This window comes from Acrocarpospora catenulata, assembly GCF_018476525.1.
In the GTDB taxonomy this organism is placed as follows: Bacteria; Actinomycetota; Actinomycetes; order Streptosporangiales; family Streptosporangiaceae; genus Acrocarpospora; species Acrocarpospora catenulata.
Genome location: NZ_JAHCST010000024.1, coordinates 16,117 through 40,364 on the forward strand (window position 1 = coordinate 16,117; position 24,248 = coordinate 40,364).

21 protein-coding genes are annotated in these 24,248 nt (G+C 70.9%); 6 read left to right on the forward strand and 15 right to left on the reverse strand.

Annotation, left to right across the window (positions count from 1 at the left end; translation table 11 throughout):
• Positions 1 to 5: 5 nt before the first annotated feature.
• The gene (locus tag KIP79_RS23990; protein WP_214107161.1) at positions 6 to 557 is read right to left on the reverse strand and encodes a TetR/AcrR family transcriptional regulator; all 552 of its coding nucleotides are present in this window, start codon (positions 555 to 557) and stop codon (positions 6 to 8) included.
• Between the two features lie 59 nt (positions 558 to 616).
• On the opposite strand from KIP79_RS23990, the gene KIP79_RS23995 reads away from it, so the two are divergent.
• A complete protein-coding gene (locus tag KIP79_RS23995; protein WP_214107162.1) occupies positions 617 to 1,735 on the forward strand; it encodes an FAD-dependent monooxygenase in 1,119 nt (372 codons plus the stop codon).
• A gap of 1 nt (position 1,736) precedes the next feature.
• On the opposite strand, the gene KIP79_RS24000 is transcribed toward KIP79_RS23995, so the two are convergent.
• The 3 genes from KIP79_RS24000 to KIP79_RS48560 form a co-directional block, all read right to left on the reverse strand.
• On the reverse strand, positions 1,737 to 2,594 hold the full coding sequence (locus KIP79_RS24000) for a DMT family transporter (RefSeq protein WP_214107163.1): 858 nt from the start codon (positions 2,592 to 2,594) through the stop codon (positions 1,737 to 1,739).
• 78 nt (positions 2,595 to 2,672) lie between these two features.
• Positions 2,673 to 3,035, reverse strand: a complete 363-nt coding sequence (locus KIP79_RS24005; protein WP_214107164.1) for a VOC family protein — start codon at positions 3,033 to 3,035, stop codon at positions 2,673 to 2,675.
• 26 nt (positions 3,036 to 3,061) lie between these two features.
• The gene (locus KIP79_RS48560) at positions 3,062 to 4,636 is read right to left on the reverse strand and encodes a phytoene desaturase family protein (protein ID WP_214107165.1); all 1,575 of its coding nucleotides are present in this window, start codon (positions 4,634 to 4,636) and stop codon (positions 3,062 to 3,064) included.
• A gap of 115 nt (positions 4,637 to 4,751) precedes the next feature.
• Here KIP79_RS48560 and secA2 point away from each other — a divergent pair, with 115 nt between their 5' ends.
• Positions 4,752 to 7,022 carry an accessory Sec system translocase SecA2 gene (secA2, locus tag KIP79_RS24015; protein ID WP_308169857.1) on the forward strand — a complete coding sequence of 757 codons (2,271 nt, stop codon included), beginning with the start codon at positions 4,752 to 4,754 and terminating at the stop codon, positions 7,020 to 7,022.
• Between the two features lie 11 nt (positions 7,023 to 7,033).
• Here the strand turns inward: secA2 and KIP79_RS24020 are convergent, their stop codons facing one another.
• Genes KIP79_RS24020 through KIP79_RS24030 form a run of 3 tightly spaced genes read right to left on the reverse strand, consistent with a single transcriptional unit; the run spans position 7,034 to position 9,878 of the window.
• On the reverse strand, positions 7,034 to 7,777 hold the full coding sequence (locus tag KIP79_RS24020) for an energy-coupling factor transporter transmembrane component T family protein (protein ID WP_214107167.1): 744 nt from the start codon (positions 7,775 to 7,777) through the stop codon (positions 7,034 to 7,036).
• Complete coding sequence (locus KIP79_RS24025; RefSeq protein ID WP_214107168.1) at positions 7,774 to 9,225, reverse strand: ATP-binding cassette domain-containing protein; 1,452 nt, start codon at positions 9,223 to 9,225, stop codon at positions 7,774 to 7,776. The genes KIP79_RS24020 and KIP79_RS24025 overlap by 4 nt, the downstream gene beginning before the upstream one ends.
• A 29-nt stretch (positions 9,226 to 9,254) precedes the next feature.
• Positions 9,255 to 9,878 carry an ECF transporter S component gene (locus KIP79_RS24030; RefSeq protein WP_214107169.1) on the reverse strand — a complete coding sequence of 208 codons (624 nt, stop codon included), beginning with the start codon at positions 9,876 to 9,878 and terminating at the stop codon, positions 9,255 to 9,257.
• A gap of 106 nt (positions 9,879 to 9,984) precedes the next feature.
• On the opposite strand from KIP79_RS24030, the gene KIP79_RS24035 reads away from it, so the two are divergent.
• Together KIP79_RS24035 and KIP79_RS24040 are read left to right on the forward strand one after the other, a co-directional pair.
• Positions 9,985 to 10,638 (forward strand): GntR family transcriptional regulator, encoded by a 654-nt coding sequence (locus KIP79_RS24035; RefSeq protein ID WP_214107170.1) that lies wholly within the window; start codon positions 9,985 to 9,987, stop codon positions 10,636 to 10,638.
• On the forward strand, positions 10,635 to 12,044 hold the full coding sequence (locus tag KIP79_RS24040; RefSeq protein WP_214107171.1) for an NtaA/DmoA family FMN-dependent monooxygenase: 1,410 nt from the start codon (positions 10,635 to 10,637) through the stop codon (positions 12,042 to 12,044). Before KIP79_RS24035 ends, KIP79_RS24040 begins: the two co-directional genes overlap by 4 nt.
• On the opposite strand, the gene KIP79_RS24045 is transcribed toward KIP79_RS24040, so the two are convergent.
• Positions 12,017 to 13,411, reverse strand: coding sequence for an LLM class flavin-dependent oxidoreductase (locus KIP79_RS24045; RefSeq protein WP_250213735.1), 1,395 nt, complete (start codon positions 13,409 to 13,411; stop codon positions 12,017 to 12,019). The genes KIP79_RS24040 and KIP79_RS24045 overlap by 28 nt on opposite strands.
• Positions 13,412 to 13,595: 184 nt before the next feature.
• Here KIP79_RS24045 and KIP79_RS24050 point away from each other — a divergent pair, with 184 nt between their 5' ends.
• Positions 13,596 to 14,468 (forward strand): sulfurtransferase, encoded by an 873-nt coding sequence (locus KIP79_RS24050; protein ID WP_214107172.1) that lies wholly within the window; start codon positions 13,596 to 13,598, stop codon positions 14,466 to 14,468.
• Positions 14,469 to 14,535: 67 nt separating this feature from the next.
• Here the strand turns inward: KIP79_RS24050 and KIP79_RS50155 are convergent, their stop codons facing one another.
• Positions 14,536 to 15,756 (reverse strand): CHAP domain-containing protein, encoded by a 1,221-nt coding sequence (locus KIP79_RS50155; RefSeq protein WP_372453656.1) that lies wholly within the window; start codon positions 15,754 to 15,756, stop codon positions 14,536 to 14,538.
• A 101-nt stretch (positions 15,757 to 15,857) separates the two neighbouring features.
• On the opposite strand from KIP79_RS50155, the gene KIP79_RS24060 reads away from it, so the two are divergent.
• Positions 15,858 to 16,670, forward strand: a complete 813-nt coding sequence (locus tag KIP79_RS24060) for a DUF1206 domain-containing protein (protein WP_214107173.1) — start codon at positions 15,858 to 15,860, stop codon at positions 16,668 to 16,670.
• 3 nt (positions 16,671 to 16,673) lie between these two features.
• Here the strand turns inward: KIP79_RS24060 and KIP79_RS24065 are convergent, their stop codons facing one another.
• The 6 genes from KIP79_RS24065 to KIP79_RS24090 all read right to left on the reverse strand — a co-directional run bounded on the left by KIP79_RS24065 (position 16,674) and on the right by KIP79_RS24090 (position 24,247).
• On the reverse strand, positions 16,674 to 17,102 hold the full coding sequence (locus tag KIP79_RS24065; protein ID WP_214107174.1) for a globin domain-containing protein: 429 nt from the start codon (positions 17,100 to 17,102) through the stop codon (positions 16,674 to 16,676).
• Positions 17,099 to 20,587, reverse strand: coding sequence for a serine/threonine-protein kinase (locus KIP79_RS24070; RefSeq protein ID WP_214107175.1), 3,489 nt, complete (start codon positions 20,585 to 20,587; stop codon positions 17,099 to 17,101). The genes KIP79_RS24065 and KIP79_RS24070 overlap by 4 nt, the downstream gene beginning before the upstream one ends.
• Before the next feature lie 44 nt (positions 20,588 to 20,631).
• Entirely contained in the window at positions 20,632 to 22,179 is a 1,548-nt protein-coding gene (locus tag KIP79_RS24075; protein ID WP_214107176.1) for a permease family protein, read from the reverse strand.
• Between the two features lies 1 nt (position 22,180).
• Positions 22,181 to 22,840, reverse strand: a complete 660-nt coding sequence (locus KIP79_RS24080) for a cysteine hydrolase family protein (protein ID WP_214107177.1) — start codon at positions 22,838 to 22,840, stop codon at positions 22,181 to 22,183.
• Between the two features lie 147 nt (positions 22,841 to 22,987).
• Positions 22,988 to 23,629, reverse strand: coding sequence for a GntR family transcriptional regulator (locus KIP79_RS24085; RefSeq protein WP_214107178.1), 642 nt, complete (start codon positions 23,627 to 23,629; stop codon positions 22,988 to 22,990).
• Between the two features lie 51 nt (positions 23,630 to 23,680).
• On the reverse strand, positions 23,681 to 24,247 hold the full coding sequence (locus KIP79_RS24090; RefSeq protein ID WP_214107179.1) for a hypothetical protein: 567 nt from the start codon (positions 24,245 to 24,247) through the stop codon (positions 23,681 to 23,683).
• Position 24,248 lies beyond the last annotated feature (1 nt).

The following is a 24,248-nucleotide window of genomic DNA, read 5'->3' on the forward strand; positions in this document are numbered from 1 at the left end:
GCACATCAACCGGGCAGGATGCCCGCGAGGATTTCCGTGAACGCCTTGTGGAGGTCGTCTCTGGTGGGGGTTTGGCCTGCGCCTGCGGTGGCGTCGAAGAGTAGGCCCTCGGCGTAGGCCACTAGTTGGTGGCCGTGGCGTACCGGGTCGGGGGAGCCGGCGGCGGTGAGGAGGGTGATGGCGGTGGTGCGGAAGCGGTGGCCGAGGGCGTCGTAGAGCTTGCGGAGTTCGGGGCGGCGGGTGGCTTCCAGGGCCAGTTCGTAGCGGGCGATGGTGTGGGCGCGGTCGATGGTGATGGCGTGGTGCAGGGCGTCGGCCATGGAGTCCACGAAGTCGGGGCCGGGGGTGGTGCGCTGGAAGTTGGCTTCCTCCAGGTCGGCCAGACGGGCCAGGGTGAGTTCCAGCAGGGCCGCCCGGGTGCGGGCGTGGTTGGAGGTGGATCCGGTGGGGAGCCCGGCCGCCTCGTCCACCGCGCGGTGGGTCAGGCCCCGCATGCCCCGTTCGGCCAGGATCGCGATGGCCGTGTCCCCGATGAGCGCCGCCCGCTGACTCGTCATTCCGCTGATACTACACGTGTAGTACAGTGGCACTACAGATGTAGTGAGAGGGGCGGGCCATGGCACACGTGGTCGTGATCGGGGCGGGTATCGGCGGGCTGACCGCCAGCGCGGCGTTCCAGCGCAAGGGCTGGCAGGTGACGGTGGTGGAACGGGCGCCGTCGATCGAACCGGTGGGGTCGGGGCTGGCGATGGGGCCCAACGCGCTGCGCGCGCTCGACACGATCGAGGTGGGCGACGGCGTGCGGAAGCTGGCCGCCATGCAGGGCGAGGCCGGGATCAGGAAGGCCGACGGCCGCTGGCTCTCCCGGACCAGCGCCGAGCACGCGACCGCCCGCTACGGTGACCCGACCGTGCTGCTCCTCCGCTCGGCCCTGGTGGAACTGCTGGCCGCCCGGCTGACCGAGGGCACCATCCAGCTCAACACCACGGTCGAGTCAGTGGCACCCGGCACCGCCACGGTGCGGACCAGCCGGGGAGAGCTCGCCGCTGATCTGGTGGTGGCGGCGGACGGCATCAACTCGCGGGTCAGGGCACAGCTGTTTCCCGATCATCCGGGGCCGGTGTACGCGGGGGTTACGAGCTGGCGGCTGATCGCGTCCGGTAGTGGGGTCACCGCGTCGGAGTCCTGGGGCGGGCCGGGGCAGGTCTTCGGTGTCATGCCGCTGGTGGACGATCAGGTCTACTGTTACGCGACCGCCGTGGTCCCGCCGGGCGGAAGCGCGCCGGACGAGCTGGCTGAGCTGGCCAAGCGGTTCGGGGACTGGCATGACCCGATTCCCGAGTTGCTGGCCCGGGCGGATCCAGCGCGGGTGTTACGGCACGACATCCACTCGCTGGAGACGCCGCTGCCCGCCTTCCACCAGGGCAACGTGGCGCTGCTGGGCGACGCCGCGCACGCGATGACGCCCAATCTCGGCCAGGGCGCGTGCCAGGCGATCGAGGACGCGGTCACCCTCGCCCACCTGGCCGACGACCTTCCGGCGTACTCGGCGGCCCGGCTGGCCAGGACCACCGCGATCGTGCGGCGGTCCCGGACGATCTGCCGCCTCACCTCGTGGCGGAACCCGGTCGCGGTGGCCGCCAGGAACGGCATGATCTCGCTGGCCGGGCGGCTCGGCCCGACGGCGGCGCTGCGCCAGATGGACCCGGTCTTCGGCTGGGAACCGCCGCGCTGAGCTAGACGGCGGCCGGTTCGGGGGCGGGGGTCGCGGCCTTGGTGTGATCCGGTGTCAGGCGGCTCAGGGTGATGGTGCCGGCGATCAGTACGGCGGCGGCGAGCGCGGCGGGAATCAGGTGCCCCGCCCCGGTGGGCACCGGCTCGCCGAGCAGCAGCACCCCGGCCAGCACCGAGGTGACCGGATCCACCACCTGCACCCCGGCGTACGCGATCCCGAAATACCCCACCGCGTACGACTTCTGCAGCAGCACCACGGCGCAGATCAGCAGCACGGGGATAGCCGCCGTGAACCAGTGCAGCAGCTTGGCGAAGTCGCCCCCGAGGCCGCCGCCCACCACCCGGACGAAAGTGGACACGGTGGCCGTGACCGAGCCGGCCCCGAGCGCCATGGCCAGCGCCTTGGCGGGGCCGCGCAGCACCCGGGCCACCCCGAAGCAGATCGCGGTGAACGTGAAGACCACGACGATCAGCCCGATCGCCTCGGGCGTGGTCAGCACCGGCTTCACGTTGTGGGTGGGCACCAGCAGCATCAGGCCGAGCAGCCCGGCCGCCACCGCGATCGAGCCGGTGATCTCGGCCCGGTGCGGGCGGCGGCCGTGCAGCCAGGCGGCCAGCACCACCGCGAAGACCAGCGTGGCCACGCTGACCGGCTGGATCACGATGAGCGGCGCGAGGCTGAGGGCCAGCGCGTGCAGGCTGGCCCCGGTGAAGCCGATGATGCCGCCCACCCACCAGCGCGGGCGGCGGACCAGGCGCAGGGTGGCCCCCAGGGCGGCCGCCTCACGTTGCTGGATGGCGGCGCCGAACGCGTATCCGAACGCCCCGACCAGGGCGATGGAGATTCCCAGCCAGGTCATGGGCACCGGCCGGGGGTGCGGATGTCGAGGGTCACCCGTTTAGCTTAGGGTCCAGATTTCCGTGCCGTTACCCGGGTTTTACTCTTCGCGCGGCGGACAGACGTCGAACAGGTGGCCCTCGGGGTCGGCGAGGGTGACGTAGCCGTCCCCGGGCTGGAACTCGGGCTTGGTGGCGCCGAGCTCCAGGTATTCAGCGACCGCCTTCGCCACGTCGGGCACCCGGAAGTCCAGGTGCATCTGCTTGTCGGGGCCCGGCCAGGAGGACGGTTTGCGGTCGGGGACGCGCTGGAAGAAGAACATGGTCGTGCCGTCGCCGATGCCCGCGTACTCGTCCTCGGCGTACTGGACCTCGAACCCGGTGATCTTGGAATAGAACTCGGCGAGCCGCCGGGGCTCGGCGCAGTCAAGGGTCACGGCGATGAGAGTGGCTTTCGTCGTCATGCGGGAGAGTCTGCCGGGCATACCTGTCAGATCGTGTCAGCTATCACGGCCTCGGCGGCGTTCTTTCCGTTCAGCGCGATCACGCTGCCGCCCGGGTGGGTGGCGGCGCCGCAGAGGTAGACGCCGGGGATCGGGGTGCGCGGGGTGAGCCGGTTCTCCCACATCTGGTCCGGGCGCACCTCGCCCTGGAAGATGTGGCCGCCGGTCAGCCCCACCCGCGCCTCGATGTCGGGCGGGCCGAGCACCTCGTAACTGTTCAGGCAGTCCTCGAAGTCGGGGGCGTACCGGCCGATCAGGTCGATGAACTGGCGGGCCACCTCGTCGCGCCGGATGTCCCAGTCCATCCCGTACGGCGCGTACTGCCCGAAGACGCTCATCAGGTGCTTGCCCTCGGGAGCGGGGGTCGGGTCGTGCCCGGTCTGCACGTAGATCTCGCCGAAGCCGACCGCGGGCTCCCCCGCCGCGCACCGTTCGAAGGCGCGCTGGGCCTCGTCCAGGGTGCTGATCGCGTTGACCACGCCGCGCGCCATGAAGGTTTCACCGGGCGCGGCGGTCCAGGACGGCAGGCGGTCCAGGGCGGCGTTGAACTTCACCACCGGGCTGCGGATGTCCCAGTCGTCGATGCGGCGCCGGTAGTCCTCGGGCGCCTCGGGGACCATGGTCATCAGGCGTTTGGGGTCGGCGTTGCTGACCACCACGGCGGCGGGGATGAAGGTGCCGTCGTCCAGCCGGACGCCCTCCCCTGGCAGCACCTCGGCGACCGGGACACCGGCCGCGAGCACCGCGCCCGCCTCCCGCGCGGCGTCGGCGATGGCGAAGCTGATCATGCCCATGCCGCCCTTGACGTAGCCCCAGACCGCGCCCTGGCCCTCCACCTCACCGATGAAGTGCATGAGCTTGACCGCGGCGGTGCCGGGGTCCCGCGGGCCCGCCCAGGTGCCGATGATGCCCTGGCCGTAGAGGGCGTCCCTGAGGCGGGGGTCGGAGACGTACTCGTCCAGGACCTCGGCGATGGAGGCGCGGAACAGCACGTCGATCATGAACGGGTCGCCGCCCAGGAGTTCCTCCAGCTCGGCGCGGCTCGGGGAGGCGCCGGCCCAGGCGTCCCTGGGGCCCTTCCTGAGCTTGATCCGCATCTGGTCGAACATCTCCTCGTACGCGAAGTACCCGGCGATGTCCTTGGGCGAGACGCCCAGCTCGCGCAGGCCCGCCTCGGTGCGGTCGGGGTCCAGCCACTGGGCGAAGGCGGTGCCGTCCTCGAACGGGACCCAGAGCTGCGGGTCGGCCAGGTAGACCTCCAGGCCGCGGCGGTGCAGGTCCAACTCGCGGATGACGGTCTCGTCCAGCAGGCCGATCACGTACGCGCAGGGGCTGATCACGTACCGGTCGTCGGGGAACGGGCGTTCCAGGGTGCAGGCGCCGCCCAGGCGCTCCCTGGCCTCCAGGACCAGCACCGACTTTCCGGCCCTGGCCAGGTAGGCGGCGCAGGTCAGGCCGTTGTGCCCGCCGCCCACCACGATCACGTCCCAGCGGCGTGCCGCCAGCGCGGACACCGGTTCGGGCAGGCCCACCCGGCCCAGCCGTGCGGCAATATCGTTCATCTCCATAGACTGACTGGATAATCAGTCAAAACGCAAGGGTCCTGGTACGGCTAGCATCGGATCTTCCGGGCTTATGTCTGGAACCGATCTACTCGTGCGGCTCGTTGGAGCGGGCGTGGCCTCTCTACCTCAATTGATCAGGCGTTTCCTGGAGAAGCCGGGAAGCGTGGACCTGGCGCCCTTCGCGCGCACGGCCGCCGAGGCCGCCGCCCACGAGGCGCGGATGAAGGAGCTCACCCTTGAGGAGCTCCGCGCGGTGGCGACCGAAAGCGGGCGCGCCGCGTTCACGGCCGAGTTCTGCGCGGCGGTGCGCGAGGTCGCCCGCCGCACCATCGGCGAGCGGCCCTACGACGTGCAGCTGACCGGCACCCTCGCCATGCTGGCCGGGCATGTGGCGGAGATGGGCACCGGCGAGGGCAAGACGCTGGCCGGGGCGCTGGCCGCCGCCGGGTTCGCGCTCCGCGGCGACCAGGTGCACGCCATCTCGGTCAACGACTACCTGGCCCGGCGGGACGCCGAGTGGATGGAACCCTTCTACACGGCGATGGGCCTGTCGGTCGGCTGGATCGCCGAGAGCTCCACGCCCGAGGAGCGCAGGGCCGCCTACGCCAGGGACATCACCTACGCGGCGGTCAGCGAGATCGGCTTCGATCTGCTCAGGGACCGGCTCCGCACCGACCCTGCCGACCTGGTGCAGCCGGTGCCCAATGTGGCGCTGGTGGACGAGGCCGACTCCGTGCTGGTGGACGAGGCCCGGGTGCCGCTGGTGCTGGCCGGGGCCGCCGACCCGGGTGGCACCGTGCCGGAGATCACCGCGCTGGTCCGGCGGCTCTCCCGCGGCTACCACTACGAGATCGACGACGAGGGCCGGGCCGTCCATCTCACCGCCAAGGGCACCGACACGGTGGAGAAGGCCCTGGGCATCTCGCTGTACGACCACGCGGCCACGGTCACCGAGGTCAACCTGGCCCTGCACGCCCACGCCCTGCTCACCCGGGACGTGGACTACATCGTCAGGGAGGGCAGGGTGCACCTGATCAACCCCTCCCGGGGCCGGGTCGCCCAGCTCCAGCGCTGGCCGGACGGGCTCCAGGCGGCCGTGGAGGCCAAGGAGAAGCTGGCCCCCACCGAGACCGGCGAGATCCTCGACTCCATCACCATCCAGGGCCTGCTCACCCGCTACCCCAAGATCTGCGGCATGACCGGCACGGCGGTGGCCGTGGGCGAGAACCTCCGCGAGTTCTACACCCTCAAGGTCGCCGTCATCCCGCCGAACAAGCCGTGCGTACGGGAGGACGAGCCCGACCGCGTCTACGCCACCACGATCGACAAGGAGATCGCGCTGGTGGACGAGATCGCGGCGCAGCACGCCACCGGCCGCCCGATCCTGATCGGCACCCTGGACGTGGCCGAGTCGGAGGAGCTCGACGCCCACCTGCGCGAGCGCGGCCTGAACCCGGTGGTGCTCAACGCCAAGAACGACGCCGAGGAGGCGGCCATCATCGCCAAGGCCGGCGAGCGCGGCGCCATCACGGTCTCCACCCAGATGGCCGGGCGGGGCACCGACATCCGCCTCGGCGCCGACGGCGTGGCCGAACTCGGCGGGCTCTACGTGATCGGCACCGCCCGGCACACCAGCAGCCGCCTGGACAACCAGCTCCGCGGCCGGGCCGGGCGGCAGGGCGACCCCGGCGGCTCGGTCTTCTTCGTCAGCGGGGAGGACGAACTGCTCACCGCGTACGCACCGGAGGAGTCGCTGCCCGCCCCCGACAAGGACCGCCGGATCCGCGACCGGCACGCCGCCTACCTGACCGGCCACGCCCAGCGGGTGGCCGAGGGCGTGCAGACCGAGATCCACCGCAACACCTGGCGCTACACGCGGGTCCTGGAGGAGCAGCGCGGCCGCCTGCTGGAGCACCGCGACAAGATCCTGTACGGCGAGGCCGGCGCCGAGGCGCTGTCCGAGGCCCGCCCCGAGCGGTACGCCGAGCTGGCCGCCGCCACCTCCGAGGAGCAGGTCGCCGAGGTCGCCCGCCAGATCGTCCTGTTCCACCTGGACCAGTGCTGGACCGAGCACCTCGGCTTCCTGGCCGACCTCCGGGAGGGCATCCACCTGCGCGCGCTGGGCCGCCTCAACCCGATCGACGAGTTCAACCGCGAGGCCGTCCCCGCCTACCGCAAGCTCCTGGAAGAGATCGAACGCCGCTCCCTGGCGTCCTTCGACGCCTACGACCCGGACCGCCCCCTGGACGGCCAGGGCCTGAAACGGCCCAGCGCCACCTGGACCTACCTGGTCTCCGACAATCCCTTCGGCTCCGACTGGGACCGCATACTCAAGCGGGTCTCCAGCACGATGAAGCGGAACCGCCGTCGAAAAAAGGGCTGACGTGCGGTTGGTCAGAGGAATGCGGTGGCGACAGGTACCGCACTGAACAAAGCCACCAGCGCCAAGGCGCAGGAATCGCGTCTGGTCCACCGGGAGCGCTGCCAGTGGCCTCGGGCGACGCCACGAGCTTCCCAGGCGAGCATCCCGCGCACCTCGATCGCGACGGCGAGGTCGGTGGCGCTCCGCAGGGCGATGGTGAGGAAGACGACGCAGCGTCCGGCCAGTTCTCGTACCCGGCCGGCAACACCGGTACCGCCCAGCCCCCGTGACCGCCGTACGTGACCGATCTCGGTCCAGGTCTCGGTGAGCAGTGCGGTGCGCTGGAGCGCCATGACGATCGTCAGCACGGGGCGGGGCGGGAGTCGCAGTTGCTGGATCAACGCGTCGCCGAGCTCGAAGGGGCGCACGTGTGCCGAAAGGAGGAGACCCGGCATCGCCACGCAGAAGACCCTGGCGGCGGCGACCGCTGAGGCAACCTCATCCTGGCCGCCGAAGTACCAGTTGTTCCAGAAGATCGTGAGGATCAGGTAGCCGGCCAGGACGAGTCGCGGCAGCATCGATCGCCGGGGGCTGCGGAGCAGCGGGAGCAGGGCGAGGAGCAGGAGGACGCTCACCGTGGCCGAGGCGGGCGTCGTTATCGCGAGGCTCGTGAGGGCGGGCAGCAGGATCCCCACGACGAGGACGAGCGGGTTGACCTGGCCGAGGGGTGGCCGGTGGCGCTCCGCGGTGCCCTGGAAGTCGAAGCCTGCGGTCATGAGATGTCCTCCGGGGTGGTGCCGGCGGGTGCGAGCCGGGTGACGGCGTCGAGCTGCTCGACCAGGCGCCGATCATGCGTGGCCGCGAGCACCGCGCTGCCGCACGAGACGGCATGGCGTAGGGCACCGGCGACGGTGGCCCAGGATGCCCGGTCCTGGCCCACGGTCGGTTCGTCGAGTGCGAGGACCGGTGTCTCGGCGACCAGCGCGGCGGCGACCGCGAGACGGCGCTGCTCGCCACCGGAGAGGGTCTGCGGGTGGCGGCTGCCTGCGCTTCCGAGCCCGACCGAGTCCAGCAATGCCACCGCCCGTGCCTCGTCTCCGTCGCGCAGCCGGCCGATCAGCCTCCGGGTCTTGAGCAACTCGTCGATGACGGTCGATGCGATGAACCCTTGCGATGGAACCTGACCGACGAGCGCGACCGTTTGTGCCAGGCGGCGGGAGTTCCAGCGGTGCGGTGGCCGGCGGGTCCCGGCCTGGACCCAGTCGGCCAGTCGTAGCGCCCCGGTCGTCGGCGGGTACCACCCCGCGACCAGCCTGAGCAGGGTGGACTTCCCGGAGCCGCTCGGCCCGATGAGCGCGTGGCCGCGCCCCAGTTCGAGCCGAATGGAGACCTGAGGGAGGCGCAGGCTGTCACGGTCTCGATACGAGACCTCGTCCGCGACGAGGATCTCCTCGCCTGGGACAGCCCGTGGCCTGGGCGCCGCTGTCCAGTCGATCTCGGTTGTGGGTGGCGGGGGGAGACCGGGTAGCCAGAGCTCTTCCTGGCCGGCGAGAGCTGTGAGTACGCCTCCCGGTGTTCCGTCGTATCTGACGCGGCCGTGCTCGAGGACGACGACGCGGTCGACGTGGGGCCACCAGGTTTCGAGGTCGTGATCGGCCACGACGAGGCTTGCGCCGAGCGTGTCGACGAGGCTCAGCACGGCACTCTGTACCGCGCGGGCGGCGGCCGGGTCGAGCATCGAGAGCGGCTCGTCGAGCAGGAGTACCTCGGGAGACAGGCCGAGAAGGCCGGCGAGTGCGAGGCGTTGGCCCTGCCCGCCGGAGACATGCGTGGAGCGCCGGTCGAGCGGGAGCCCGCCGAGTCCGACCGATGCGAGGTTGCCTCGGACGAGTGCGTGGAGCGGGTCGCCGCTCAGTCCGATGTTCTCCGCGGCGAACGCGGCGTCGCGTGCGACGCTGCCGGCCACGACCTGATCGCGCGGATTCTGCAGGAGGAGTCCCGCGCCGCCATGCCTCTCGGCCGGCGACTGGCCGCCGATCAGCACCTTCCCGCTGAGATCACCGGGCGCGTAGTTCTCCAGGGCCCCGGCGATGGCTCGCAGCAGAGTGGACTTGCCCGAGCCGCTGGCACCGGTGAGCAGCACGCGCTCACCCGGTTCGATGACGAGATCGACGGCGTCCAGGACAGGCGACGCACCCCAAGGGGTCCACGTGAGGGAACGCACTCGGACCCCTTGGGGATGGAGCAGCGTGGTCACTGGGCAGGCGCCGCTGCCGCGACCTGGCTGACCTCGCGGGCGATCGGGAAGGCGTTGAGCACCCCGGCGCGCGCCAGAGCCCGGGTGATGACCCACCCGAGGCCCGCGCCGATCACGGCTGCCGAGATGATGCCGCCGACGCCATTTGCGATCTTCCACCCCAGACTCCAGGTGGGGTGGTACAGGTTGACGCCCCAGAAGGACTGGAGGAAGGCGCCGAACGCGATGCCGAGGGCCAGCATGGGGAGGCCCCACCGCTTCCAGCGGAACGCGGCGAGTACGAGCTCGATGCCGACGCCGTAGAGCAGGCCGGAAACCAGGGCGATCACTGCGAACTGGTTGCCGAGCAGCAGTTCCACGGCGGCGGCGAGGACCTCGGTGAGCAGGGCCGCTCCTGGCCGCCGCACGATGGCGGCGCCGACGACCGCGGCGATCGTCCAGACGCCTCCGATGAGGCTGATCGTGGGCGGGAAAGCGACGAAGAGGGGGAACGCGAGGCCGTAGAGGTGGTCCCATCCCCAGAAGATGACGCCGAAGGCGACAGCGAGGACGGCCGTGACGACGAAGTCGACCGTGCGCCAGGCCCAAGGACTCCTGACTGCCAGTTCACTGGTGGACACGTGTTGTCTCCTATTTTGGTAGGGAATACAGCTTATAGTACATACACCTGAGCGCGGCTGTATACTTGAACTCTCACATTTCGGCACGAGGGGAGATGCGTACACAGTGGTCGAAGTCGATGGGCCGGGCGCTGCGACCAAGCCCTATGACCTCATCAAGCAGGGAATTCTCCGTGGCGACCACGTGCCCGGCGACGTACTGACGGAGGGCGGCCTCGCCGAGAGCTTCGGCATCTCGCGCACCCCGATCCGGGAGGCGTTCCTCCGGCTGGAGCAGGATGGCCTGCTCGAACGGACGTCGCGTGGCATGCGAGTGCCGTCCCGCACGCTCGAAGAGGTGACGAACGCGTACGAGGCCTGCATCATCCTCGAACCGGAGACGACACGGCTCGCGGCGCACCGCATCCTGCCGCACGAGCTTCTGCGGTTGCGTGACCTGCTGGAGGAGGGCGAGCGGTTCGTCGATGCCGGCCAGCCGCCGTTCGAGGTCTTCGACCGATGGCACGCGGCGGTGTGGGACTGTTCCCACAACGATGTCATCATCACGACTTTGGTGCGGCTCTCCGCCCTGCTGTCCGGACTGCCGTCGCGCTCCTCGGACCCTGACCACTGGCGCGCCGCCGCCCGCATGCACCAGGAGATCACCGATCTCCTCGGCCGCCATGAAGCGGACGCGGCCGCGGACATGATGCGCACCCATCTCGTCGGAGCCCGGGACGCCGTCATCCGCCACCTCGTGCGCACAGGATCGGGCACGTGAGCGATCGGCTGCGCCTGTTCGCGCTGAAGCAGGCCACCCCAGGGCACACCGGAATAGGACTGTGGCGTAATCCGCGCAGCCAGGCCCATCGCTACGGCGACCTGGACTACGCCATCGAGCTCGCACGTCAGCTGGAGGACGGCGGATTCGACGGGGTCTTCTTCGCCGACGCTCCCGGTGTGCTCGACGTGTACCAGGGGCGGGTGGACCCGGCCCTGCGAGACGGACTTGGCACGCCTGCCGCGGACCCGATCCCGATCGTCGCCGCGATGGCGGCCGTGACGACCCGGCTGGACCTCGCCGTGACGATGTCCACGAGCTACGTCCAGCCCTACGCGCTGGCTCGCACCATGGGGACCCTCGATCGCCTCAGCGGAGGGCGCATCGGCTGGAATATCGTCACCTCGGCGCTCGACTCCGGCGCCCGGAACCTCGGCCTGGGAGCGCTGCCGGCGCACGACGTGCGCTACGACATCGCTGAGGAGTTCATGGAAGCGGTGTACGGCGTGTGGGAGTCGAGCTGGGACGAGGACGCAGTGGTGCGCGACACCCACAGCGGGGTGTACGTCGATCCGGCACGGGTCCGCCCGGTCGCCCATGCCGGCCGTGCCTTCCGCATTCCCGACGTCGGCCCGGTCGAGCCGTCGCCGCAACGCACCCCTGTGCTCTTCCAGGCCGGGAGCTCCGAACGGGGGCTACGGTTCGCCGGTCGTCATGCCGAGGGGGTCTTCTTGAGCGCGCACGATCCGGCCCTCGTGGCTCGGCAGGTGCAGCGTGGGCGGAAAGCCCTCACCGAAGCCGGACGATCCCCGACCGATGCCGTGTTCCTGGCCAACGCGACGTTCGTCGTCGCGCCCACCGACGCGGAGGCCGCCCGGACCTATCGCGAGGAGTATCTCGCCTATGCCAGCCACGAAGGCGCGCTCGCCCGGTACAGCGCGCTCCTCGGTATCGACCTGAGCCAGCTCGACCCGGACGAGCCGCTCAAGGCCGAGGCCGCCAACGGCGGAGTGCCGGCGATTCAGGGGATCGTCGACGTCTTTACCCGACTGGATCCGGAATGCGTGTGGACACCCCGTGCCATCGGCGAGTTCGTCGCCATCGGGGGTGGGGGTCCGGTGATCGTCGGATCTCCGGGGACGGTAGCCGACCGGATCGAGGAGTGGACTCACCTCGCGGGTGTCGACGGATTCAACGTCGCTGATCCCCTCCCGGGTGTGACGCTGACCGCCGTCTGTGCGCACTTGATCCCGGAGCTTCGTCGACGCGGACTGGTGAGCACCCCGGACCCCGGGTTCGGCACCTTCCGGGAGCGGTTGTCAGGTCGCCGCGGGGCCCGTCTCCGGGCCCCGCACCCAGCCGCGGTCGCGCGCGGGGCTCACCCGATGGCGTCGTCGTCCGGGTAGCGGTGCCGCGCGGCAGGATGGTCGTCGCGCACTCGTGCCATGCCGCCCCCGAAGATCCGTTCTCGTAGGGTCAGACCCGTCTTTCCCGAGGCCGGATCGGGGCGGCGGCCTCGAGCGACGAGCTCGGGCATCACCAGTTCGCCGAACTCGCGGAAGGACTGCCCCGGGATGATGTCGACGAGATTGAACCCGTCGATTCCGGCCTGCTCGCACCACCGTTCGAGCTCGTCGGCCACCTGCGCAGGGGAGCCGACGACGAAGGGTCCGAATCCTGCCAGCGCCATGTACTCGGCGACCTGTCGTGGCGTCCAGCGGCGGGAGGGATCGAGCTTGGTGAAGTTGGCCAGCACGCTCTGGATGCCCGGCGTTTCCGCGAATTCGAGCGGCTCGTCGAGATCGACCGCACCGAAGTCGACCTGAATCGTGCTCGCCAGTCGCGCGAGGTTGCCCTCGACGCTGGTCAGTCGCAGGTATTCCTCGTGCTTGGCCTGGGCCTCCCGCTCGGTCTCGCCCGTCACCACCGTGAGTGTCGAGATGAAACGGAGACTGCCGGGATCGCGTCCGGCCTCGGCGGCCTGCGCACGGATGTCGTCGACGGTTCGCCGCAGCACATCGGGCCGCTGGGCGCTCACGAACACGACTTCGGCGTGGCGCGCGGAGAATCGTTTCCCGCGCGCGGAGCTGCCGGCCTGGAAGATCAGCGGGGTGCGTTGCGGCGAGGGTTCGGCCAGGTGGATCCCGGTGACGTCGAAGTACCGGCCGTGGTGCTCGATTGGACGGACTCTGCGCGGCTCGACGTAGACACCACTCGCCACGTCGGCGATCACGGCGTCGTCAGCCCAGCTTCCCTCCCAGAGCCGGTAGACGACCTCCATGAACTCCTCGGCGATGTCGTAACGCTCGTCATGGCTCACGGCTGGATCAATCCCGAGCCCTGCCATCGCGCTGGGCACAAGTCCTGTCACCACGTTCCAGCCGATGCGTCCGTCGGTGAAATGGTCGAGGGTGCTCAACCGGCGCGCGAGCTCATAGGGCCGGTTGAACGACGTATTCAAGGTGAGGCCGAATCCCAGGCGCTCGGTCACCGCGGCCATGGCGGAGATGGCGAGACTCGGATCGGCTGAGGGCGTCTGCAGCCCCTCACGCAGCGCCTGATCCGGCGAGTTCTGGTAGACGTCGGCGGCGCCGAGCGAATCGGCGATGAACAACGCGTCGAAGTCGAAGCGCTCGAGTGTGCGAGCGGTCTCGATCCAGAAGTCCAGCTCACGGTAACGGCGGGCTCGACTGTCTGGATGCCGCCACAGGCCCGCGCTCGTGTGCGTGACCATCGCGGCCTTGAAGCCGTTGACGAGGATCGGTCGGGTCATGCGTTCTCCGAGTACTCAACGAAGCTGACCCAGCGACAGTCGCCGGGCCAGCGTGTACGACTGCCATCAAGTACATACACTTGGCACTTCATGTATATCCTTTAGGTCAACAGAGTACAGGAATGGACGCCTACGGATCGGTGGACGTCCGTGTCCGCGTCCGATCGATGAGAAAGGCACTCCGATGGCCCGATATCCACAGCTCATCAGTGGCGAGGGACTGCTTGCCGTACTCGACGACCCCGACCTCGTGATCGCGGACGTCCGGGTACGTTACGTCGACGATGTCGCGCGGCCCGATCACGATCGGTATCTGGCAGGGCACGTTCCGGGCGCGGTGTTCGCCGACTTGCCGGGTGACTTCTCCGTCACCGCCGACGATGGACGTCAGTTCGGGCTGCCCGGCGCCGGCTCCTTCGCCGCCGCGGCGGGCGCACTCGGAGTCGGGCCTGGCCGGCACCTCGTCGTGTACTCCGAGGGCTGGCAGATCTGGGCGACCCGACTGTGGTGGCTGTTCCGCTACTACGGGTTCGACGACGTGAGCGTGCTAGACGGCGGCTTCCAAGGGTGGCTGGCCGACGGCCATCCGGTCGCCACCGGCCCCGAGAAGCCGCAGGAGCATGTTTTCGAGCCCCGCGAGCGCACCGAGCTTGTGGCTGATCACACAGAAGTCGAGCAGATCAGCCGTTCAGTGCGTGCCGGTCAGCTCGTGCACGCCCTACCCCGGGAGTTCTACGTCGGCGAGGTCGCCACGCACGGAAGCGTGTACGGCCGAATCCCCAACAGCGTCAACCTCCCGTGGCCGACGACCGCGGACGTCGACACCGGCCGCTACGTTCCTCGTGACGAGATCCGTCAAGCGGCGCAAGCGCACCTGCTCCCCGAGGGGGAGGGAGATGTCGTGGCCTACTGCGGTGCGGGCGTCTCAGCCACCGGCCTCATCTTCGGGCTCTCGCTCATCGGCCGCGATGACGTCAGGCTGTACGACGGCTCTCTCAACGAGTGGTCGCGAGCACTCGGCAAGCCAGTGGAGCGCGGGGAGCCACGGTCCGATTGAGCGGGGATGCCTGGCCGCTCAGGACCAGGCATCCCGTCGGACATGATCTGGGCCGGCAGGATGCCGTTCAGGCCCGGTGCGCGCCCCGGGGGCGGGTGTAGCGGTAGGCGGCGGCGGCTCCGGCCACGAAGAGCAGCAGCAGGGCCAGCACCACGGAGACCGGCACTAGTGGCTGGGGGACGGTGGAGGCGGTGTTGCGCAGGCTCGGCGTGGCCACGGCCTCGGACACCGCGTCGGACAGCGCCACCAATGGCGCCTCGGGTGCCACGGTGGAGGTGCCCGAGGCCTTCGCCGGGGTGATGGCGCAGATCTGGGCCACCTTGCCGGGTTCGGCGGTGGGGAACTTCAGGGTGGGCGGGGCGGGGGCGGACTTGTCGTTGACGGAGTAGGCGCCGGTGGAGAAGGGCAGGGGGGCGCCCTTCTTGCCGAGTCCCGCACCCCATTTGGTGATGACGTAGTCGACCTTGATGTGGCCCGCGCCGCCGTTGCCGGTCACGGTCAGGTTGCCGTGGTTCCAGGTGCCGCCGGTGAGCTCGGCGAAGGTCTTGCCGTCCAGGTCGAGCATGACGCCGCTGCTGGAGGGGGTGCCCGGGCCGCGGTCGCCGACGAAGAAGGGGGCCTTCTTGCCGTTGTGGACGACGTAGCCCTCGGTGCCCATCGGCCAGCTGGGGCTGGCGGCCAGGCCCTTCTGCATGGGTTTGCCGGAGGCGGGGTGGCCGGTGTCGCCGTTGCGCCCGGAGCCGTCGTCCCAGAAGTAGGACGCCGTGGTGGTGCCCTTGTAGAGGGGGAGTTGGACCATGCGCGGCAGGCCGTAGCCGGTGAAGGCGGATTCCGGGCGGGTCACCCGCTGCACCGCGCCGTGCAGGGCCTCGATGGTGGTGACACGCCCGCCGGTGGCCTGCTCCACGATGCCGACCTGGCCGTCCTTCTTGAGGAAGGCGACGGCGCCGCGCTCGGCGCTGCCGGACCAGGCGTGCTGGGCCTTGAACCAGGCCTGGTGGTCGGGGGTGTGGGCGAACTTGCCGACCGAGGTGGTGAGACCGGCCTGCTGACCGGCCCACGAGACGAAACTGTCGCACCAGGGGGCCTTGGCCAGGCTCGGGGAGGTGTCGGTGGCGGTGGCGTACCAGGCGCCGTACTTGCTCTTCTGTCCGTGATCAGCGCTGTAGCCCAGCTCCTGCCGGGCCGCGTTGAGCAGCTTGTCCGCAATGCTGGAAATGGGGGATCTCCTGGGGATAGGGGATGGGTCACGGTTTAGTAACCGGACATTAAGCCACTTTCCGCTCACACCCCAAGAAAAGCGGACATTCTTTACCTTTGGCCCAGGTGCCAGGTTTGGCCACAGCGCCGGTGAGCAGTGGGGTTTGGCGCGGTCGAAGGAGGCAGCAGATGGTGAGCGCGAACCCCGTCAGACAGGTCGCCGGAGCGGCCAGGAGCGTGACAGAACACCCGGTGCTGGAGCGGCTGGCCAGGATCGGCTTCGCCGCCCGTGGTGTGCTGTACGCGCTGATCGGCCTGATCGCCCTCCAGGTCGGCCTGGGCTCCGGGCGCGGGGAGGCGGACAAGAGCGGCGCGATCCACCTGGTGGCCGCGCGCCCGCTGGGCGAGACGCTGCTGTGGATCATGGCGGCCGGGCTGGCCGCGCTGGCCCTCTGGCAGCTCGGCGAGGCCCTGTTCGGGCGCCCCGGCCGGTGGGAGCGCGCAGAGTCGGCCGGCAGGGCGGTCGTCTACGCCGCGCTGGTGTTCTCCATCACCGCCCTGCTGCTGGCCGGCAAGAGCGCCGGCTCGACCGACGACCAGTCGCGGGACGCGACCCGGTTACTCCTGGAGCTGCCCGCCGGTCAGCTGCTGGCCGGGCTGCTCGGCCTCGGGGTGGCCGCGCTCGGCGCGTACTGGATGTACGAGGGCTGGACGGAACGGTTCATGCGTGACATGCGGGTCTCCGGCCCGCGTACCCGCGCCTCGGTGGTCAGGCTGGGCAAGGCCGGGTACCTGGCCCGGGGCGTGATCGCCGTCGCCGCCGGGGGCCTGATCGTCCAGGCCGCCCTGGCGTACGATCCGGAGCGGGCGGCCGGCATCGACGGCGCGCTCCGCTCGCTGGCCACCACGCCCCTCGGGCCCTGGCTGCTGGTCCTGGTCGCCTGCGGCCTGGTGCTGTTCGCCGTGTACTGCTTCGCCGAGGCGCGCTGGCACCGGACCTGAGCGTCAGCTCCCGATCCGGGGCGGCGCGGGAACGGCCCCCATCAGCATGACCTCGGTGATCATGTCGTACGCGCTGTGCCAGGCCACCGCGAGCTCGTCGTGCCACCGGTCCCCGAGGGCCGCGGCCAGCGCCTCGAGGAGCACCGGGCGCACGGCCGTGTAGTGGCCGGCCCGCACGCCGTACCCGACATGCCGGGAGCCCAGCCCGCGCGCCCGGTCCACGAACCCGCCGAAGTCGGGGATGGCCCGGACGATCAGCTCCAGTTCGTCGGCGAACTTGCGCCGCAGTGCGGTCAGCTCGGCGGGGAACATCGCGCGCAGGTCCGGATGCCGCTCGAACAGCCGGGCGTAGAAGTCGTCGGCCACCTCGGCCAACCGGGACCGCAGCGCGACCACGCTCTGGGTCACCAAACCCACCTGCTCCGGAGTCATGCCCGCTCCGCGACCAGCACGGCCGCCAGGTCCTCGCGGGTGGTCAGGCCCAGTTTGTAGTACACGCTCTCCAGCTCCCTGCTCACCGAGTCGAGCGGCAGCACCAGCCGCTCGGCGATCTCCGGCGCGGTACGGCCCTGCGCCGCCAGCCGGGCCACGTCACGTTCGGCCCGGCTGAACGAGGTGGCCCCGGCCAGCCCCGGGGTCTGTGCCCCCTCACACCAGGCCACCAGGTCGTCGGCGGCCAGCAGGTGCCTCGCCGCCTGCCGGGAATCGTTCTCCAGACCGGCGGCGGCCACCAGCGCCTCGGCGGCGGCCAGGTCGGCGCCGAGCGCGCGCAGCCGCCCGGCCACCGTGGCCAGCACCTGTGGGTCGCGGGCGTGCAGGGCCTTGGCGTGGCCGACGCGGGCGGCGGCGTACCGGCCCTCCATCGGCAGCTCCCAGGTGGCCAGCGGCTCCGGGTCGCCCAGCCGGACCAGGTCGTGCAGGACGGCGACGGCCGCGGTGACCCGCCCCGCCGTCCGGTGCCCGGCGGCGGCGTCACGCAGCAGGTCGCAAGCCGCGGCGGTGTCGCCGTTGGCGACCAGCAGCCAGGCGCGGGCCCGGTCCACGTCGGAGTGGTCCATCGGGATCAGCGCCCGCTCCTCGAAGGCGCGCACCAGGTCGGGGTCCCCCGGTGCGCCCAGCTGGGCGGCGGCCAGCACCAGACCGGCCAGCTGGAACAGCTCGGCGACCGGATGGGTGAACGCGCGGGCCAGCGCCAGCCCTTCCCGGAAGTGCCGGGCAGCGCTCTCCGGGCGGCCCCTGGCCAGCAGCGCCGAGCCGAGGTTCCACGGGAACCACATGGCCAGCGAGCCGGCCTCGTCCACGGTGGCCAGCCTGCGGCCTTCCCTGGCGGCCTGCTCCGCCTCGTCGAACTCCCCCGCCTCCAGCAGCGCGCCGGAGAGCGTGATCAGCTGCCCGGCCGGATGGTAGACGGCCAGCCGGTCGTCCAGCCGGACGTGCTCGTCGAAGGCCAGCCTGGCCACCTCGACCGCCTGCTCGACCCGGCCGGAACCGGCCAATGCCAGGCCCCGGGAGCGCAGCCAGAGCACCCGGCGGCGGGGCGGGCCCTCCGGCGGGGTCTCCCCGATCCGGTCCAGCGCCTCGGCGGCCCGGCCGGTGGCCGACAGCAGCAGCGCCTCGATGGCGGCCACTCCGGGTTCCGCGTCGGGCCCGCCGCGTTCGCGGGCCTCGCGCAGGCAGGCGAAGGCGTCCTCCGCGCGGCCCAGGCCGTAGAACAGGTTCGTGGCCCGGATCAGCGCGATCTGCTCGGCCTCGTCGTCGGGGGCGTCCTGGAAGGCGGCGGCCATCACCTCCTCCGCCTCGGCGTGCCGGCCCTGCTCGCCCAGCGACTCGCCGAGCAGCAGCGCGGCCCTGCTGTTGGGCCCGTGCCGCAGGGCGGCTCGGGTGAGCCGCTCGGCCCGGCCCACGTCGTGGCCGTGCAGAGCGAGCAGGGCGGCCTGGGCCAGCAGTTCGGGGTCGGCGGTGCCGGTGGCGTCCAGCCGCCAGGAGGCGAGCAGCAGCGGATCGCCCTGCCGCCGCGCGCCGTGCTCCTCGACCGCGGCCACCTGGGCGAGCAGCAAAGCGCGGGCCCGCAGCCGGGGGATGGACTCGCGGAGCACCTGCGCGTGCAGCGGGTGGCCGAGCAGGATCTCCTGGCGGCGGCCGTCCTCGCGGAGCCGGATCACGCCGAGGTTCTCCAGCCGGGTGAGCACCGGCAGCGCGGTGGTGACGAGCAGATCGTCCAGGCCGAGCGGCTGGCAGAGCGCCAAGCGCTCCACCACCTCGCGGGCGGGCTCGTCCAGGTCGCGCAGGCTCTCGGCGACCAGGCCGGTCACCCCGGAGCCGAGGCTGAGCCCGCCGTTCAGCCGCCAGACGCCGTCGGCCTCGGTCAGGGTACCCTCGCGGCGCGCGTTCTCCACCAGTTCCCGCAGGTAGAGCGCGTTGCCGAGGCTGGCGGTCCAGAACGCGTGCGCGGCCCCCGCGGTGACCGGACCGCCCAGGGCCAGGTGGAGCAGGGTCTCCACGCCCTGCCGGTCCAACGGGCCGAGCTCAAGACGGACGGCGTCGCCGCGCCGCCAGAGCGCGTCCAGAGTGTCCGGGATCTCGGCCTCGCGGCGCTTGGTGGCGATCAGGAAGAGCCGGGCGTCGGCCAGCAGGTAGCCGAGCAGCGCCAGCGAGGTCGGGTCGAGCAGGTCCACGTCGTCCACGGCCAGCACGAACCGCCCGGCCCCCGCCTGCCCGGCCACCCGGGCCCGGACCGCGTCGAACAGCGCGTGCGGGTCGCCCAGGCCTGGACCCTCGGGCAGGATCGGGGCGAGTGCGGAGAGCGGCACCACCGAGGCGCTGGCGGTGGCGGCCACCTGCGCGGTGCCGTGGCCGAGGGCGCGGGCGTAGGCGAGGAACTCCTCGGCCAGCCGGGTCTTGCCGACGCCGGAGGGGCCGTCCAGCAGCACGGCGCCGCAGGCTCCGGCGGTCAGCAGCTCCTCCAGGCGCGCCACCTCGGCGCGGCGGCCGACGAACGGCCAGCGGCTGACGGCTCTGGAGCGATCCACGGCCTTGGGCGGCGCGGCGTGGAAGGTGGCCTTGACCAGGTCCTGCCTGGCCTCGGTGGCGGTGGTCTCGGCGGTGGCCAGCCGGACCAGCTCGGCGGTCACCTCCGGGAGGAGCGGGCGATCCGCGGGGTCCACGGCCAGCATGCGGTGGAGCAGGTCGGCCAGGCCGGGCGACACCTCGGTCAGGTCGGCCCGGATCTCCGGCGAGATGATCTTGTAGACCAGGGCGGCGGCGTTGTCTGCGTCGTACGGGTATCGCCCGGTGACCGCGTAGACCAGGGTGGCGCCCAGCGCGTACACGTCCAGGGCGGTGGTCGGCTGGCGTTCGCCCTTGACCTGCTCGGGGGCCATGCAGACCAGGGTGCCGATGATCGCCCCGGTCTGGGTGAGCACGTGCTTGCGCTCGGTCAGCACGGCCAGACCGAAGTCGATCACCGTGGGCCCGTCGCCGCCGAGCACGATGTTGTGCGGTTTCAGGTCACGGTGGAGCAGCCCGGCGGCGTGGATGGTGGCCAGGCCCTCGGCCAGGGAGGCGCCCAGGATGGCGGTGAGCCTGGTCTCCAGCGGGCCGTGCCGGGTGACGTGGTCGTGCAGGGTACGGCCGGGCACGTACTCCACGGCCAGCCACGGCCGCTCCCCCGCCGGGGCGGCGCTGACCAGGGCGGCCACCCGGGGACCGAAGACGGTCTTGAGCGCCTGCACCTCGGCGGCGAAACGTTCCCGCACGTGCGGGTCGTCCAGCAGGCCGTCGTTGATGACCTTGACCGCGACCCGCTCCCCGGCCGGGGAGACCCCCAGATAGACCCGCCCCATGCCCCCGGAGCCCAGCCGGTTGAGCAGCTGGAATCCCCCGATCGCGGGGGGATCGGACGCCTGGAGCGGGTCCATGGTGCCTGCCTACGTTCAGCGGGATTACCCGGCGAGTTTATGGCCTAGGCGTCGACTGCCTCCACTGTCTCTTTCGTCACTTTGGTACGGGAGTGCCAGAAACCGAACCCGGCCAGCACCAGGGCCGCGAAGACGTACCCGAGGCTGATCTGGCCGCCCACGTTCCAGCCCACCTTCTCCGCGTGCAACAGGCCGATGAACGAGAGCGCGGCGCCGAAGAGCGCGTACCCGGCCGCCCAGAAGAAGTTGCGGTCGATGATGAACGCGACCACCGCGCCCAGCACCAGACCGGCCAGGATGGCGCCGCCGCCGAGTAACACGGTGCCGTGGTAGACGGTGCCCGCGGCCCCGATCTGCTCGGCGGTGACCGCCACCCCGGAGGCGGCGATCACGTTGTTCATCTGGGTGGCCGCCCAGGACGCGATGTTCGGGATGATCGCCATCACCACCGCCACCGCGTGCACCCGCGGCACCGCCTGGAACGCCTGGGCGCCGATGAGCAGACCGATGTAGAGCAGGATGGGCACGATCGCCGGGGTCGGCAGCAGCGCGCTGAGCAGCCCGAACATGCCCAGGAAGCAGAGCAGCGCGATGACCACGCCGCTGGCCATGGAGTAGCTGGTACGGCCGCCGGCCTCCTTCCAGCCCGGGTGGCCGATGTAGACGGCCGGCGGGAACGGTGAGCCGAGAGCCGAGCCCACCACGGCCCCGGTGCCGTCGGCCAGCAACACCGCGCGCAGGTTGAACTTGTCGCCCGCCACCGCCGCGCTCTCCACGTTGGTCATGCCCTCGGTGAAGTTGTAGATGCCCAGCGGGATCGCGGTGGCCAGCAGCGGGGCCACCTCGCCCAGGCCGTTGATCAGCAGGTCCAGCTTGAGGGTGGGCAGCGCGATGGCGATGTCGCCGACCGCGGCCGACACGTCGGCCGGGTTCATGTAGCCGCCGATCCAGCCGATGGCCGAGCCGATCAGCAGCGCGGCCAGGCCGACCGGGATGTTGCCCGGCAGCTTCAGGTCGGTGAAGAACCCGACCAGGATGATCACCAGCACCGGCAGCGCGATCCAGAGCGCCTCCCACATCTGGGCGGCCGGCCGCATCGAGATGAAGGCGATCGAGATGCCCGCCAGGGTGCCCAGCATGGCCGCCTGCGGGGTGTACTTACGGATGACCGGGCCGATGAAGGCGCCGATCAGCACGATCAGGCCGATGATGAAACACCAGGCCAGACCGGCCTGCCAGGCCTTCACGGGGTCCTTGGTGGCCAGGTAGGTGGGCAGCATGATCACGAAGACCACGATGAACATGTGCGGCACCGACGGCCCGTACGGCATGGCGCAGACGTCGTCCCTGTTCTCCTTCCTCGCCAGCCGCCGGGCCAGGTACGTGTAGTACACGTTGCCGATCAGCAGCTGGATGCCGAGCGCCGGGAGGATGATCCCGAACACGTCGTTCTGCGGGATGTTCAGCACGCCGATGCAGAGCGCGGTCAGCGTCAGCACGTTGACCAGCACGTTGAAGCCGAGGCCGAAGAAGGCGTTGGTGTCGCCGGACACCCACCAGGGGAGCTTGCGCGACTCGGTTGCCGTGGTCATGTCAGATCACCTCCAGGAACTTCTCGGAGGAGGCGACCCAGCCGAAGATGCCGCCCTGCGCCGAGATCATCGCCAGCCCCGCCTGCTGGAACTCCGCGAAGTAGGAGCCCACGCAGTCGGACAGGACCAGGCACTCGTAGCCCCGGTCGTTGGCCTCGCGCACGGTGGTGTGCACGCAGACCTCGGTGGTCACCCCGGTCACGACCAGCGAGGTGATGCCACGCTTGGTCAGCTCCTCGCCGAGATCGGTGCCGTAGAAGGAGCCCTTGCCCGGCTTGTCGATGACCAGTTCGTCGTCGAGCGGCTTGAGGTCGTCGACGATGTCGTGGCCGTACTCGCCGCGGATCAGGATCCGGCCCTTGGGGCCGGGGTCGCCGATGCGCATGCTCGGCTCGCCCCGGTTGAGCTTGGCGGGCGGGCAGTCGCTCAGGTCCGGCAGGTGGCCCTCCCGGGTGTGGATCACGGTCATGCCCGCCGTACGGGTGGCCGCCAGCACGCGGGCCAACGGGGGGATGACCTTCTGCAGCAGGGTGACGTCGTTGCCGAGCGTCTCGCCGAACCCGCCGGGTTCGACGAAGTCGCGCTGCATGTCGATGACGAGCAGGGCGGTTTGCTCGGGTTGGAAGGTGAAGGGATAGGGGGCGGCGTCGACTTGGGGCACGACCGGCTCCTCCAGGGTCGGGGCCGGTTCAGCACCACACCAGCGCCCCCCGACGCCAAACCGGCCAAGCGGTCCATACCGTCGATTGTCGACAGTTATGTGTCAGGGACCGGCGCGGCCGGTAAACGCGGGGTTTCAGGGGTTATTTCAGCTGATGTAGGTACGTGCTCCGTGGGCAGCCAGGACCGCCAGGACGGTGGGGGCGTCGCCGGTGGTGACCGAGTCGAAGAGCTTGCGGTGGCGGCGGACACCGTCCCACGGGTCGCCCACGTGCTCGGTCTCCCGGCGCAGGTTGGCGGCCATGTAGAGCTGGAGCTTGCGGATCACCGGCTGGTAGGCCAGCAGCAGCTGGCGCTGCCCGGCCAGGCCGACCAGGGCGATGTGGAAGCGGCAGTGGGCGTCGTTCTCCTCGCGCAGGTCGCCGGCGCGGGCCGCGTCCGCCATCGCGTCCAGGGCGCCCTGCAGTTCGGCCAGGCGGTCGGGTTCGCTGACCGGGACTGCCGTGGCCACCGCGTACTGCTCCAGGACGTCGCGGAGGCCGAAGAGTTCGTCCACGTCGCGTTCGGAGAGCTGGGCCACCCGTACGCCGCGCCGGGGCAGGTGCTCCACCAGGCCCTGCTGGTCGAGCAGGCGCAGGGCCTCCCGGAGCGGGGCGCGGCTGATGCCGAAGCGGCGGGTCAACTGCTCTTCGATCAGGCGTTCGCCCGGTTGCAGGGCGCCGCTCAGGATGTCCTCGCGCAGGCGGTGCATGGACAGCTCCACCAGGCTGGCCGCCTCAAGCACATCCACCTCCGCCCGACGGCGGCACCCCGATGGCCCGCCGGTCTCCCCTCAACTCTGTCAGATCTCGTCCGAATTGGCGCTCAGGAGCAGGAGGTGGATGTTCTCGCCTTCTGGGAGTTCCACGTTTTCATGGGTGAGGGCGGGGAGATCGGCCACGTCGATCACGTAACGGGCCTCGCTCCACCAGCCGTCGGGGTGGCAGTCGGCGCCGAGGAGGTCGTGGAGGTTCCTGCGATATTCGGCGGTCTGGTGGGGTTCGGGGAACTCGATCGCGGTGCCGTGGTAGAGCGCGGCCAGGCGTTCCAGGGCCGCCGGGTCGCGGGGGTGGAGCAAGGTGAGGATGTCGGTGTGGTGGTGGCATTCCCGGCCGCCCGCGAAGGTGAGCACGGCCAGCCAGTCGCGGGCGGGCGTGAGCCGTACCGGGCGGGTGACTGCCAGGGCGAGGGCGGGGAACTCGGCGCCGTAGGCGGGGAGGGGTTGGTAGGGTCCCCGGTCCCAGTCCGGGGCGGGGCTGTGGCGTACGCCGAGGGCGTCCAGGTGGGCGGTGTCGCTAGTGGCCCTGGCCTGGTCATCGGAGTCCCAGGAAGGCTGGTGCTCGTGGGCGACGGCGCGCCAGTCGGTCATA

Coding starts and splice junctions, on each gene's coding strand:
- KIP79_RS24090 (WP_214107179.1), bottom strand. CDS start 24,247: ATGACCGACTGGCGCGCCGTCGCCCACGAGCACCAGCCTTCCTGGGAC.
- KIP79_RS24000 (WP_214107163.1), bottom strand. CDS start 2,594: ATGACCTGGCTGGGAATCTCCATCGCCCTGGTCGGGGCGTTCGGATAC.
- KIP79_RS24060 (WP_214107173.1), top strand. CDS start 15,858: ATGGTGAGCGCGAACCCCGTCAGACAGGTCGCCGGAGCGGCCAGGAGC.
- KIP79_RS23995 (WP_214107162.1), top strand. CDS start 617: ATGGCACACGTGGTCGTGATCGGGGCGGGTATCGGCGGGCTGACCGCC.
- KIP79_RS24070 (WP_214107175.1), bottom strand. CDS start 20,587: ATGGACCCGCTCCAGGCGTCCGATCCCCCCGCGATCGGGGGATTCCAG.
- KIP79_RS24050 (WP_214107172.1), top strand. CDS start 13,596: ATGGCCCGATATCCACAGCTCATCAGTGGCGAGGGACTGCTTGCCGTA.
- KIP79_RS24075 (WP_214107176.1), bottom strand. CDS start 22,179: ATGACCACGGCAACCGAGTCGCGCAAGCTCCCCTGGTGGGTGTCCGGC.
- KIP79_RS24065 (WP_214107174.1), bottom strand. CDS start 17,102: ATGACTCCGGAGCAGGTGGGTTTGGTGACCCAGAGCGTGGTCGCGCTG.
- KIP79_RS24045 (WP_250213735.1), bottom strand. CDS start 13,411: ATGACCCGACCGATCCTCGTCAACGGCTTCAAGGCCGCGATGGTCACG.
- KIP79_RS24020 (WP_214107167.1), bottom strand. CDS start 7,777: ATGACCGCAGGCTTCGACTTCCAGGGCACCGCGGAGCGCCACCGGCCA.
- KIP79_RS24005 (WP_214107164.1), bottom strand. CDS start 3,035: ATGACGACGAAAGCCACTCTCATCGCCGTGACCCTTGACTGCGCCGAG.
- KIP79_RS48560 (WP_214107165.1), bottom strand. CDS start 4,636: ATGAACGATATTGCCGCACGGCTGGGCCGGGTGGGCCTGCCCGAACCG.
- KIP79_RS23990 (WP_214107161.1), bottom strand. CDS start 557: ATGACGAGTCAGCGGGCGGCGCTCATCGGGGACACGGCCATCGCGATC.